The sequence below is a fragment of the Chelativorans sp. Marseille-P2723 genome (assembly GCF_902809845.1).
GTDB lineage: Bacteria > Pseudomonadota > Alphaproteobacteria > Rhizobiales > Rhizobiaceae > Chelativorans.
Window position 1 is genome coordinate 121,792 of sequence record NZ_CADDWI010000007.1, and the last position, 11,485, is coordinate 133,276.

Below are 11,485 nucleotides of genomic sequence, written 5' to 3' on the forward strand. Positions count from 1 at the left end.
CCGGGATCACGGAGCACCAGAGCATGCCGTCTGGGGCAGCACGAAAGGCACCATGCCGCCTGGCAGGGCATTCACCTTCAAAGCGCATTGAAACACGCGGGCGAGGATATCATCCTTCAACACCTCGGCCCGCGCGCCGCTTGCCGCGAGCCGGCCGCCGCTCATCACGATCACATGATCAGCGAACATGGCCGTCAGATTCAGATCGTGCAGGATCGCCACGACGCCGCCTCCATTGCGAGCGAAATCTTGGGCGATTTCCATGATGACGAGCTGGTGCCTGATATCGAGGCTGGAGACTGGCTCATCCAGAAGGAGGTATCGTGGCACACCCTCCTCGACAGGCTGCCAGACCTGGCAAAGGACGCGGGCAAGCTGTACGCGCTGCTGCTCGCCGCCTGAAAGCTCCTGGTAGAAGCGGCCTGCGTAGCCGGCAAGGTCCACCCGCTCCAGCGCAAGTTCGGGCAGGCGCTCGCTTTGTGCTGCCCCGCCCGGTCGGCCGTCCAGAATGCCAAGTCGCACGATCTCACGCACGGTAAAGGGGAAGGCGAGGCTCGTTGCCTGCGGCAGCACGGCACGCATGGCGGAAAGTTGCCCGAGCTTTGTTCCCGCGATCTCGTTTCCGTTCATGCGGATACTTCCCGCATAGGGGATCTCGCCCGAAAGCGCCCTCATCAGTGTCGTCTTGCCGGAGCCGTTCGGGCCAATGATGACCGTTACCTCTCCGGCCCGGGCCTTCAGGCTGACTTCCGAGACGATGGGCTTTACACCGATCGCGACGGAAAGCCCCGAAGCTTCAATCATGGCTGCCTCACAGGTCGACTATTCCACGGATCCGCAGGAGCATCCAAAGGAAGAATGGTGCGCCTACGGCGGCCGTCACAATGCCGATGGGTAGCTCTGCCGGCGCCACCACCGTACGCGCAGCCGTGTCTGCCAATAGCAGGAGCACCGCACCAAGCAGTGCTGACGCGGGCAGGAGATAGCGGTGATCAGGCCCGATGAGCAGCCGCAGAAGGTGCGGAGCGACGATGCCCACGAAGCCGATGCCGCCGCTAACAGCCACCACCGCGCCGGTGGCCGCGGCCACCGCTATGATGGCGACATGTTTGAAGCGCTGCACCGAGACGCCCAGATGGCCCGCAACAGCTTCCCCCAGCGCCAGCGCGTTAAGCCCCTTGGCGAGGAAAGGAGCGGCACACAAAGCGGCGGCGACGGTGGGCCCGATCGCACCGAGCTTCACCCAGGTTGCTCCAGCAAGGGAGCCCAGCCCCCAGAAGGTGAGTTCACGCAATTGCTGGTCATCGGCGATGAAGATCAGAAGCCCGGTAAAGGCCCCGGCCATGGCTGCGATGGCTATTCCCGCAAGAAGCATGGTCGCAACGGAGGTGCGGCCCTTGCGCGTTGCCAGCCGGTAGAGTGTTGCCGTGGTGGCGAGTGCGCCGGCAAAGGCTGCGAGCGGCAGGGCATAAGAGCCCAGCGGTTCGATGAATGGCGCAAGGAACGTGTCTCCAAGGACGATGATGGTAACCGCGCCGAGCGCGGCACCGGAGGAAACTCCGACTACGCCCGGATCTGCCAGCGGGTTGCGGAACAGACCTTGCATGACCGCGCCGGAAAGAGCGAGCGAGGCTCCGACCAGAGCACCCATTGCGACGCGTGGGAGCCTGATGTCGTAAATGATGATCGTATCCGTCGCTGCAAGCGCCTCGCCGGCGAAGATGCTGCGCAGAAGCGCCACAAGGGAAGCATCCGACGCGCCGGCTGAAAGGCTGAAGAGGAAGGCGACCGGCAGCATAAGGAGGAGGACGGCGATCACGAGCCGGGCGCGGATGGATCGATCTCCCTCCGTCCGTGCCTGACGATGGAAGGAAGAGAAAATTCTGCCACCCCTTTCCATGCAAGACACCATCTCGGCTTTTCCTGACACTAGCGTGCGGCCTTCCTGCCATAGAATGCGGTGGAAAGGTCCCGAATGGCGGAAGGGGTGCGGGGGCCGAAGCCAAGGAGATAGGCACCGTCCATAGTCACGAAACGACGTTCCTGCCCCGCAGGAGTCGCAGCGATGGCCGGATGGGAGAGAAGCTCGTCCTTTGCTATGTTAAGGTTCTCGCTTCGGTTCATCATCAGGATTACGTCCGGCTGTGCTTCGATCAGCGCTTCCTCGGTTAGCTGTTTGTAGCCTTGGAAGCCTTCGACCGCATTCACCGCGCCCGCCATCCGGATGATCCCGTCTGCCGCGGTGCCGCTGCCGGAAGCAAGCACCCTCCCGCCCTGCAGCGAGAGGATGAAGAGGACGCGCACGCGTTCTGAAATATCAGCGGTGGCGCTTTCCGCCGCCTTGATATCCGCATCGACTGTCCGCGCAAGAGCAGCGGCCTCCTCCGGTATACCGAGGGCGGCGCCTACGGCCTCTATCTTTTTGACTATGCCGTTTCTGTCATATGTCTCCGGCACCAATCTGAGGGGAACGCGCGCCTTCCGGAGTACCTCCAGTGCTTCTGGCGGCCCGCTTCCTTCCAGCGCGATGATGCCCGTTGGATTCATCGAGAGCACACCTTCCGGCGAGAGCTGGCGCATATAGCCTACATCCGGCAGTTCCAATGCATCGTCTGGATAAATGCTTGTGCTATCGCGAGCGACCAGACTGTCCTGCTTGCCGAGCGCATAGACGATTTCGGTGATCGAGCCGCCGATCGTCACCAGCCGTGAGGTGTCGGTAATCGTCGTGTCCTCCGCCAGGGCGAAGGACGGAGCGAAGAGCGCCACTGCCAAGAGGCCAGCGCCGCTCTTACGCAGGAAAGGGAAGGGCAGCCTCACAGGGGCGCTCCTATGCTGCCGATTTCTGGCTGAGGCGCGGCAGGTTTTCCACCAGCATGCGCCACTGAGGCCGCTCCTCCTCGCCCTCCTGGCGCTGCCCGAAGAATTGTATGATGAGGTTCCCGGTCGCGTCATAGGCTTCGACGGAGGTGACATGGCCTTCGCTATTAGGCTTGCGCACGGCCCAGGCTTCACTGATGTGGTCGAGGCGCAGATGCAGATGGAAGGTCGGGTCCATCACATTAAGCCAAGGCCCCATCGGCCGGATGTGGGCGATTAAGCCGGTGTGGATCTGTATGCAGCCCCTGTTTCCAACAAAACACATGATGGGCAATGCCTCATTGGCGCTGAGGCGCATCAAGGCTGCCACCGATCCGGTGTCGAGCGGCCAGGCAAAATCTTCGCCGACGAGCCGTACTGCCTGATGTCGCGACAGGTTCAGCTTGCGCAAAATGCCAACGAACTGGTGCACGTCCGTCATCCGGCTCCACCGGTCGCGAAGCTCATTGAGATCCGCCGCTGGCTTCTCCGCTTCGTCGCTGTCATCCCCTGCTTGCGTGATTTGAAGCGCTTGCGATTGATCCTCCGACAACAGTTTATCTACAAGTCTGCGGTAGGCTTTTAGGTCGGAGTTAGGCCGCAGATGAATCTTGTGCACAGCTTCGCCGGATGCGTCGAAAAACTGAAGGCTGCGGCGGACCTCACCGTCGTCCCGCTTCTCTACCGCGAAGCCATGGCGCCATAGTGCCGGAAAGATGCGCAGGTCGATCTGCGCGCCCAGCATCAGCGCGTGCTGCTTGCCCGTGATAGGCTTGTCATAGACGCCGATTTTCTCGTGGACAGCACTTTCGTTGCGGGTGAGCGCCATGACTTCGCCAATCGCCTCCATGCCCAAGAGCAGGTCGTTGACGCGCGGTTCGATCCGCGTCACCGTTTCCCCGCAATAGGCGGCGAGCAATTCAGCTTCGGAAATCCCCATTTGATGCGCAAGATCGCGCTCACGCATTTTCGGGTTATCCGCTCGTGCCTTTCTAATGGCTGCGGTCTCCGGCCTTTCGGTCTTATCCATTCACTTCCCCCTTACTTATTCAGAATGAGCTTGCCCTGACGCGTGATCTTCAGGCGATAAAGAGAACCGGCATGTTCAATGGCGATCTCCGTCGCGCCCGAAAAAAGCTCCCGGCTCGAATAGGTCCTGACCAGCGGCAACGGGCGGAGGGTGGTAGAGCCACGCTCCTGGCTCTTGGAAGAATCGTTATACGGCATGCTGCAATGCTCGCGGCTATTCACGGAACAATGCCTTTCTGGCTGTTCGCGCCGGGCTTGCAATGCTGGCTGGGCGCCGTAATCAAGTGCGATTGCTGTTTATGTTGACAGTCAGTATCAAGTTTTTTAGGAGATGCAATAGTTGAGTTGCGCAGTCAAGTATCCTGAATAATCAATGCGAGCAAGCGATGAAGCCAGCCAGCATGATCTCGTTTCAAAGGAGTATCGGAAATGGGGTTGGCATCTGGCGATTCGGCCTTGCTTCGGGCGGGCAGAGCGGGCCGTTGCAGCCACGCATTCCTTCTCGCGGGAACAGCAGTTGCATCATTTTTTGCCGTTGTAGCGTCAGCGCAAGAAAGGGAGCCGGTTGCTGCTGAACCAGCGCAGCCAGGGCAGGCGGACACTACACTTCTCGACCGGATCACTATCATCAGCCGTACCGGCGAAACGCCGATCGAGACCATGGCTTCAGTAAGCCAGGTTGAGGGGGAACAGCTTGAGCGCCGCATGGCAAGCACGCCGCAGGATTTGCTGTTCAGCGTACCCGGCGTTTCCGTTCAGGCGGATTCCAAGCGCGTCGCCTCCAGCGTCAATATAAGGGGGCTTCAGGATTTCGGGCGCGTAGCAGTCATCGTCGACGGGGCGCGGCAGAATTTCCAGCGTTCCGGCCACGGCACGCAAAGCATGGTCTTCATAGACCCTGAACTCGTGCAGCAGGTGGATGTCATCCGCGGCCCCGTCGCGAACACCTATGGTTCGGGAGCCATTGGCGGTGTTGTTTTCTTCGACACCAAGGATGCGGAAGACTTCCTGCTGCCGCACGAGACATACGCCGTCTCTACGACCGGGCGGCTGGAAACTAATGGCCCGGGTTGGACGAACAGCACGGTGGGTGCTTACCGCGTCACCGAGTCCTTCGACGTGCTCGGCAACATCGTCTGGCGCGACAATTCAGATTACAGAGACGGGAGCGGCGACCTGTCGGAAGGCACCGGGTTCGACGTCTTGAGCGGACTTGTGAAGTCGACGATCCGTCCGACGGAAAACAGCGAGCTCAAGCTGGGATGGATGGGCGCGGATGATGGCTGGGTCGAGGGTCTCGACAGATATGATGTCGGCCTGAAACAGAACACCTTTACGGCGCGCTACCACATGGCCGACCCGGATCAGCCATGGCTCGACCTGCATGTGAACACGGCCTACAGCCGCACCGGATTGGACCAGACATTCCTGCAGGACGCGGCGCAATATCACTCCGGCACAGGTATGCCCATCGTTATACCGGCAGGCTCCCGCACTACTTACGATCTTGACACGCTCGGCGTTGATGTTTGGAACACCTCGCGCTTCGCGACGGGGCCTCTCGACCACGAATTGACCTATGGTGGCGACTGGCTTTCCGATGATGTGGAGACGGAAAGCCCAGCGGGTGGCAGCGACGTTTATACACCTTCGGGGAAGCGGCGCGTCTGGGGCGCCTATATCCAGGACAAGATCCGCTTTGACTGGTTCGAGATCGTCGGTGCACTGCGTTATGACAGTTACAGCCTCGACGGCGCCTCCGGTGAAAGCTCCGGGGACCGCCTGTCGCCGCGCCTGACAGTCGGCATCTCCCCCTTCGAGGGCGGTGCGATGAGCGGCCTTCAGTTCTACGGCACCTATGCCGAAGGATACCGTTCGCCCACGGTTACAGAAACCCTGATGAGCGGCCTTCACCCCAATGGCGTTGTTTTCCCATTCCTGCCTAATCCGGACCTGAGACCGGAAACAGCCAAAACCTGGGAACTCGGCATCAATTACGGGGTTGACGGCCTTTTTCACGGGGATGACCGGCTGCGCCTCAAGGCGGCTTACTTCCACAACGATATCAGCGACTATATCGGCCTGCGGGAGCTTTCCGCGTTCGATCCGACGGCCGGGTGCCCCTTCGTTCCGGGGCCGGGGCGGATCCCCATCTGCAACCGGTACGAAAATTTCGCCGAAGCGCGTATACAGGGTTTTGAACTTGAAGGCATCTACGATGCTGGCGCCTACTTTGGCGGCCTCAGCGTCTCGCTCATGGATGGATACAGGGTGAGCGAGGGCGTCAGGGAGGATCTGATCGACATTCCTTCCTCGCAGGTGACGGCGCAACTCGGGGTGCGGCTTCTTGAAGAAAGGCTGACGCTGGGCGGTGAGGTCCAGTACAACGCGGCTCCCGACGGCAATGACTATGCGGACGACTACACGCTGGTGAATCTGTTCGCCAGCTACCGCGCGACCGACAACTTCCGTTTCGACCTGCGCGCCGACAACATCTTCGACGTGAAGTACGCCCATCCGTTGAACGCAAGCACGACCACGCCCGTCTATGAGCCGGGAATCAACATCAAGCTGGCGGCGACGCTTCGCTTTGGAGGTTAGACGAATGAAGGAATGGAGCCGTTACGCATGGCTTTCGGCCTGCCTGGTCCTTGTCTGGCCGCAGGCATATGCGGAGGCGAAGACCACCATCGAACTGGAACTCAATGCACTCGAAGCGCGGGGTGCGGGCTGCCGCATGACGTTTGTAATCTCCAATGGGCTGAACGCCGACATCGGCAGGGCCGCATTCGAGCTTGCCCTTTTCGGCGGGCAGGGACTTGTCGAAGGGCTGACGGTTGTCGACTTCGGAAGCCTGCCGAAAGGCAAGACGAAGGTGAGCCAGTTCGATCTTGCTAAGATAGCCTGCGAGAACATCTCACGTGTTCTCGTCAACGATGTTGCAGAATGTAGCGGACCGGGGATCGACGCGGAAACTTGCTTAAGGAGCCTTTCAACCACCACCAGAAGCGAAACAGGTTTCGGGAGCTAGAAATGCTGGAAGCGATTCGATCCATCTTGTCGCTCGGCGGCCCCGTGGTCGCTGTTCTTCTTGTTTTATCCATCTTCGCGTTGGCGCTGATCCTGCTGAAGGCATGGCAGTTTGCGGCAGAAAGGGTGGGCTTGCATGGCCGGGCGCGCCAAGCGGTGGTAGCGTGGCAGCAGGGCCGGGGCTCGGAGGCCATTGAGTTTCTACAGGCCGACCCATCGCCGCTGGGAGCAGCCTTGTTTCGCGCAATCGCAATGAGTGTTCATCGCGCGTCTCGGCGGGACATCGAAGAAGAGGTGCAGCGTATTGCGACCGAGCGCCTCCATGCTCTGCAGAAGGGCTTCCGTGCGCTCGATGCTGTCGCCCAGGTAGCACCGCTACTGGGGCTCTTCGGCACGGTACTCGGCATGATCGAGGCATTCCGCCAGCTTCAGGGCGCCGGAAGCGCCGTCGATCCTTCGCTGCTTGCGGGCGGCATCTGGGTCGCATTGCTCACCACGGCCGTGGGACTGGCCGTGGCCATGCCCGTCTCGTTGGTCCTGACGTGGTTCGAGACGCGGCTTGAGAACGAGCGCGTTTCGATCGAGACGATGACCCTGGCCGTTCTGGGGCATGCAACCGGCAACTCCGTGGCTGACGAGGACTGCAAAACCGCATCCAGCCACGAAAGAAGGGAGATGCCGGCCCATGCGCATTGAACTTGCCGTGCGGCGCCGGCGGAACGTTTCGCTTACCTCACTCATAGACATCATCTTCCTGCTGCTTCTGTTCTTCATGCTGTCATCCACTTTCACGCGCTTTGCTGAAGTGGAAATCTCCGGTGGCCGCGCGGTTGCTGGGGCACAAGTCGAAACTCCCGATATTCTCATGCGCCTTGATGAGAAGGGCTGGAGCGTGAATGGTGGCCCGGCGGTTCCCGGCCGGGAGGCCATGGCCGAACTCCGGCGCCTTGAAGAGGAGGTGGGGGCGGCAACCCTCGTCATCCTCGCTCGCGGCGAGGCAACGTCCCAGATGCTTATCGAGGCCGTTGAGCGCATCCGCGGCCAGAGCAAGCTTCAGGTTTCGGTGGCGCGATGACAGTGCGACTTTCCCGTCCGCCGGTCAGGCGGCAGGCCGAGAGCACGATCGCGCTCATCAATATCGTGTTCCTCATGCTCATCTTCTTCCTGATCGCAGGAACGCTTGCGCCGCCTCTGGATGGAGAGGTCACGCTGATCTCCACTACCGATGCGCAGCCGGTTGCGCCGCCGGATGCGCTTTTCATCACCGCGGAAGGGTCGGTACGAGCCGCGGGCAAGCAGATCGTTTTGGAAGAATGGATGGCAGAGAAGGTGGGCGCGAGCGGAGGCGAAGCGCCCTTGGTGAGCGTTGCAGCCGATAGGGACCTTCCGGCGGAGCGGCTAGTCGATTTCGTGGCGGCGCTACGTGCCGCAGGTGCCGGCACGATCCGGATCGTGACTGAAAGGCAATGACCAGAAGCACATTGAACTGGGTTGTCGCCATTGCGCTGTCGCTGGTGCTCCACGCGTCGGCGGCCGCAATGCTCGCAGGAACCATGGACGGGACCCGGATAGAAGGCGGCAGCGCCACCACTGAAATTGCGGTGCTTGGAAACGCTTTCGAGGAGATGGTAGCGGCGGGTGAGGGCAATGACCATTCCGCAGCCATAGCGACTCCGGCGAAAAGCGTTTTGCGGCCGGTAGAGCCAGAGACGGTGGCGATTGCGCCAACACCTTCTACCCAAGCGGTGTCGCCAACCGGGGCTGCTCTGTCCAAGCCGGTGGCTGCCGAGACCGTGACGGCTGAAGCAATCCAGCGGAAAGCGGATGTAGTCGTTGCGGCCGCTTCGGAACCTGCGGGGGAAGCCCGGGAACAGGAAGCGGTTGTCACGGAAGCGCCGGAAGCGACGCGGGCAGAACCGGCAGAGGAAACGCACCGGGAACTGGATGCATTGCAGCGCATCCCCATGCCGACGCCGCGCCCAGACTATACGCCGCCCCAGCAGACGCGCGCCAAGCCCCCTGCTGCCAAACAGCCCGCCAGGCAGGCGCGCCCTGCACCGGCAGCAGGTTCGGGTGGCGCGCAGGAGAGGGACGCACGGCGAGGTGCCGCAGAGGGAGGCATGACAGGACGCAGCGTTTGGGCCCGGGCGCAAGGCGCGGTTTCCAGCCGGGCCGGCAGCGCTGCCGTCACGAACTATCAGGGGAAGGTTCAAGCGAAGCTGCGCCGGGCGCAACGTTATCCCCCCGAGGCGCGGCGGGACAGAGTGCAGGGCGAGGCGCATGTCGCCTTCACCATATCGCGGGACGGGAGCGTAGGCTCCATCACGGTCGTTCGCAGTTCCGGCGTGCCGCTTCTCGATCAAGCGGCGGTGGAGACGGTTCGCCGGGCGGCGCCCTTTCCCCCTATTCCGACAGAAATCGGTAGGGCAAGCTGGGCCTTCACCGTGCCGATGAGCTTCACGATAAGGTAGCCTCCTGGCGGTGCGGCGAGCGGTAGAAACCTCGCGGTAAATGCATGCAGCTTAAAAGCGCATAAAGAAGACGGGCCGGGGTTTGGCCCCGGCCCGTTGCCGATCATCCGCCAGTCTGCGGTGGAAATTAACTTATCAGTAGCCTCTCGGGCACGCAGCCGTGTATTGGCGGCCATACTGGTCACGATAGACGCACTGGCCGCTGCCCTCGGCTGCACGTCCTATCAGCGCACCAGCAATCGCACCGGCAGCACCGCCGATCACCGCACCTTCAAGTTCGTCGCCGGCAACAGCCGCGCCTATGGCAGCGCCACCAACGCCCCCGATCGCCGCGCCCTGTTGAGTTGGGGTGCAAGCAGCAAGGGCAATCAAAAACGGGATCGTCAGAATCGCTTTCTTCATAGGTCTCTCCAGGATAAAACTGCACCACGCCCAATCCGCTATCAGGCAAATTGTTCCAGATCGCGAACGCCGGATGCTTCGGTTCCATGGTAGGGAGAGTCAACCAACAGAAGGTTAAACGGCGTAATGCTATTTATATAGCGCCCTCTTTTTAGCCGTCATCTTGCCGCAGGACGGCCAAATATAGCCGAGTGGCAGATTTTCGACTCAATCTGCATTAAAGAGACTGCTACTGTCATCCCCGACCGGAAACCGGCGGCTCATGAGCGTCTTTTAACCATTGTTCTGACACAGATGCCTCAATAAGATGCCCGCCGCAAACAGGGCCTGATCGGATCCGATCCCGTTCCGCCTTCACCTTCCAAAGAGCGCACATGTTCGTTTCCTTCTTTCCTCGGCCGAGGCTCTTCTTCTCAAGCTTTGTCCTATGGTCGCTTTTCTGCATCCTTCTATGGTACTTCGCCGCGAAGGATTGGGGTCACGCTGTCAGTCTGGGCGGCCTGTTCGGCTTCGGCTATCCGGGAGCCGTGCCGCCGGATGCTGACGAGGCGGCTAGAACTGCCGCACAGGAGGCGCTGTCCTGGGCTCAGGGCTTCTGGTTCTACCAGTACTTCCTCCTGGCCATCGGCATTTTCGTCGGTAGCTGGATGGTGTTCTCGCCCCATACCTGGGCGCGCTGGTCCGTGGCCGGTTCCGCGCTCATCTTCTTCGTCAATTGGTTTCTGGTCCAGCTCGACGTGATGATCAATGGCTGGTTCGGCGTCTTCTACGACATGGTGCAGAACGCGCTGGGCAATCCGGGTTCTGTGGAAGCTGGCGATTTCTACTGGCAGTTCATTGTCTTCTTGCGAATTGCGCTGGTCTACGTCTTCTTCGGCACGCTTTTCCGCTTTTTCGTCAGCCACTTCATCTTCCGGTGGCGCACCGCAATGAACGCCTATTACATGTCGCAGTGGCAGAAGCTGCGCCATATCGAGGGCGCCGCACAGCGCGTACAGGAAGATACGATGCGTTTTGCCTCCATCGCGGAAGGGTTGGGCATCAGCTTCGTCGATTCCATCATGACGCTTATAGCATTCTTGCCGCTGCTGTGGGTTCTGTCGGGGCACGTGCAGGAACTGCCGATCATTGGCGAGGTAAGCCAAGGGCTCGTCTTTGTCGCCATCCTGTGGTCCGTCATCGGCACGACGCTGGTGGCAGTCGCCGGCATCCGCCTGCCTGGGCTCGAATTCCGCAACCAGCGGGTGGAGGCCGCTTATCGTAAGGAACTCGTCTATGGTGAGGATCACGCGGAGCGTGCTGACCCGCCTACCATTCGCGAACTCTACGACAATGTGCGGAAGAACTATTTCCGCCTCTACCTCAATTACATGTACTTCAACCTGGTGCGGATCTTCTATCTGCAACTGGGTGTACTGGTGCCATATTTCGCGCTCGCACCCTCAATTCTAAGCGGCGCAATTACGCTTGGCATCCTACAGCAGATTACCCGTGCCTTCGGGCGGGTGGAAAGCTCGTTCCAGTATCTGGTCAATTCCTGGACGACCATCGTCGAGCTGATGTCGATCTATAAGCGTCTCCATGCCTTTGAGGCTACGATCAAGGGCGAGCCGCTGCCGGAAATCGATCGCCACTATCTGGAACGCGAAAGGAAGGGCGTGCAGCCGGAGGACCAGCCTGCTACCTAGATTGTC

General features: G+C 60.7%; 13 protein-coding genes. 7 read left to right on the top strand and 6 right to left on the bottom strand.

Going from position 1 to position 11,485, the window contains the following annotated elements; translation table 11 throughout:
• Nucleotides 1–6 precede the first annotated feature (6 nt).
• The 5 genes from HUS57_RS00610 to HUS57_RS00630 all read right to left on the bottom strand — a co-directional run bounded on the left by HUS57_RS00610 (nt 7) and on the right by HUS57_RS00630 (nt 4,086).
• Nucleotides 7–804, bottom strand: a complete 798-nt coding sequence (locus HUS57_RS00610; RefSeq protein ID WP_173930998.1) for a heme ABC transporter ATP-binding protein — start codon at nt 802–804, stop codon at nt 7–9.
• Nucleotides 805–811: 7 nt separating this feature from the next.
• Nucleotides 812–1,900: an iron ABC transporter permease gene (locus HUS57_RS00615; protein WP_173930999.1), complete on the bottom strand. Its 1,089-nt coding sequence runs from the start codon at nt 1,898–1,900 to the stop codon at nt 812–814.
• Nucleotides 1,901–1,929: 29 nt separating this feature from the next.
• Nucleotides 1,930–2,769, bottom strand: a complete 840-nt coding sequence (locus HUS57_RS00620; protein ID WP_246727694.1) for a hemin ABC transporter substrate-binding protein — start codon at nt 2,767–2,769, stop codon at nt 1,930–1,932.
• A gap of 61 nt (nt 2,770–2,830) precedes the next feature.
• The gene (locus HUS57_RS00625; protein ID WP_173931001.1) at nt 2,831–3,889 is read right to left on the bottom strand and encodes a ChuX/HutX family heme-like substrate-binding protein; all 1,059 of its coding nucleotides are present in this window, start codon (nt 3,887–3,889) and stop codon (nt 2,831–2,833) included.
• Between the two features lie 11 nt (nt 3,890–3,900).
• Nucleotides 3,901–4,086: a hemin uptake protein HemP gene (locus tag HUS57_RS00630; protein ID WP_173931002.1), complete on the bottom strand. Its 186-nt coding sequence runs from the start codon at nt 4,084–4,086 to the stop codon at nt 3,901–3,903.
• 231 nt (nt 4,087–4,317) lie between these two features.
• Here HUS57_RS00630 and HUS57_RS00635 point away from each other — a divergent pair, with 231 nt between their 5' ends.
• Genes HUS57_RS00635 through HUS57_RS00660 form a run of 6 tightly spaced genes read left to right on the top strand, consistent with a single transcriptional unit; the run spans nt 4,318 to nt 9,389 of the window.
• Entirely contained in the window at nt 4,318–6,489 is a 2,172-nt protein-coding gene (locus HUS57_RS00635; RefSeq protein WP_173931003.1) for a TonB-dependent receptor, read from the top strand.
• A 4-nt stretch (nt 6,490–6,493) separates the two neighbouring features.
• On the top strand, nt 6,494–6,919 hold the full coding sequence (locus HUS57_RS00640) for a hypothetical protein (protein WP_173931004.1): 426 nt from the start codon (nt 6,494–6,496) through the stop codon (nt 6,917–6,919).
• A 2-nt stretch (nt 6,920–6,921) separates the two neighbouring features.
• The gene (locus HUS57_RS00645; RefSeq protein ID WP_173931005.1) at nt 6,922–7,614 is read left to right on the top strand and encodes a MotA/TolQ/ExbB proton channel family protein; all 693 of its coding nucleotides are present in this window, start codon (nt 6,922–6,924) and stop codon (nt 7,612–7,614) included.
• Nucleotides 7,604–7,993, top strand: a complete 390-nt coding sequence (locus HUS57_RS00650; RefSeq protein ID WP_173931006.1) for a biopolymer transporter ExbD — start codon at nt 7,604–7,606, stop codon at nt 7,991–7,993. Before HUS57_RS00645 ends, HUS57_RS00650 begins: the two co-directional genes overlap by 11 nt.
• The gene (locus HUS57_RS00655; RefSeq protein ID WP_173931007.1) at nt 7,990–8,388 is read left to right on the top strand and encodes a biopolymer transporter ExbD; all 399 of its coding nucleotides are present in this window, start codon (nt 7,990–7,992) and stop codon (nt 8,386–8,388) included. The genes HUS57_RS00650 and HUS57_RS00655 overlap by 4 nt, the downstream gene beginning before the upstream one ends.
• A complete protein-coding gene (locus HUS57_RS00660) occupies nt 8,385–9,389 on the top strand; it encodes an energy transducer TonB (RefSeq protein WP_173931008.1) in 1,005 nt (334 codons plus the stop codon). Before HUS57_RS00655 ends, HUS57_RS00660 begins: the two co-directional genes overlap by 4 nt.
• Nucleotides 9,390–9,524: 135 nt before the next feature.
• Here the strand turns inward: HUS57_RS00660 and HUS57_RS00665 are convergent, their stop codons facing one another.
• On the bottom strand, nt 9,525–9,791 hold the full coding sequence (locus HUS57_RS00665; protein ID WP_173931009.1) for a YMGG-like glycine zipper-containing protein: 267 nt from the start codon (nt 9,789–9,791) through the stop codon (nt 9,525–9,527).
• Between the two features lie 374 nt (nt 9,792–10,165).
• Between HUS57_RS00665 and sbmA the strand changes: the two genes are divergently transcribed.
• Nucleotides 10,166–11,479 carry a peptide antibiotic transporter SbmA gene (gene sbmA, locus HUS57_RS00670; RefSeq protein ID WP_173931010.1) on the top strand — a complete coding sequence of 438 codons (1,314 nt, stop codon included), beginning with the start codon at nt 10,166–10,168 and terminating at the stop codon, nt 11,477–11,479.
• The last annotated feature ends 6 nt before the right edge of the window (nt 11,480–11,485 follow it).

Excerpts from the sequence above, each read along its gene's own strand:
- HUS57_RS00610 (WP_173930998.1), bottom strand. The coding sequence starts at position 804 with ATGATTGAAGCTTCGGGGCTTTCCGTCGCGATCGGTGTAAAGCCCATC.
- HUS57_RS00615 (WP_173930999.1), bottom strand. The coding sequence starts at position 1,900 with ATGGAAAGGGGTGGCAGAATTTTCTCTTCCTTCCATCGTCAGGCACGG.
- HUS57_RS00625 (WP_173931001.1), bottom strand. The coding sequence starts at position 3,889 with ATGGATAAGACCGAAAGGCCGGAGACCGCAGCCATTAGAAAGGCACGA.
- HUS57_RS00630 (WP_173931002.1), bottom strand. The coding sequence starts at position 4,086 with ATGCCGTATAACGATTCTTCCAAGAGCCAGGAGCGTGGCTCTACCACC.
- HUS57_RS00635 (WP_173931003.1), top strand. The coding sequence starts at position 4,318 with ATGGGGTTGGCATCTGGCGATTCGGCCTTGCTTCGGGCGGGCAGAGCG.
- HUS57_RS00640 (WP_173931004.1), top strand. The coding sequence starts at position 6,494 with ATGAAGGAATGGAGCCGTTACGCATGGCTTTCGGCCTGCCTGGTCCTT.
- HUS57_RS00645 (WP_173931005.1), top strand. The coding sequence starts at position 6,922 with ATGCTGGAAGCGATTCGATCCATCTTGTCGCTCGGCGGCCCCGTGGTC.
- HUS57_RS00650 (WP_173931006.1), top strand. The coding sequence starts at position 7,604 with ATGCGCATTGAACTTGCCGTGCGGCGCCGGCGGAACGTTTCGCTTACC.
- HUS57_RS00655 (WP_173931007.1), top strand. The coding sequence starts at position 7,990 with ATGACAGTGCGACTTTCCCGTCCGCCGGTCAGGCGGCAGGCCGAGAGC.
- HUS57_RS00660 (WP_173931008.1), top strand. The coding sequence starts at position 8,385 with ATGACCAGAAGCACATTGAACTGGGTTGTCGCCATTGCGCTGTCGCTG.
- HUS57_RS00665 (WP_173931009.1), bottom strand. The coding sequence starts at position 9,791 with ATGAAGAAAGCGATTCTGACGATCCCGTTTTTGATTGCCCTTGCTGCT.
- sbmA (WP_173931010.1), top strand. The coding sequence starts at position 10,166 with ATGTTCGTTTCCTTCTTTCCTCGGCCGAGGCTCTTCTTCTCAAGCTTT.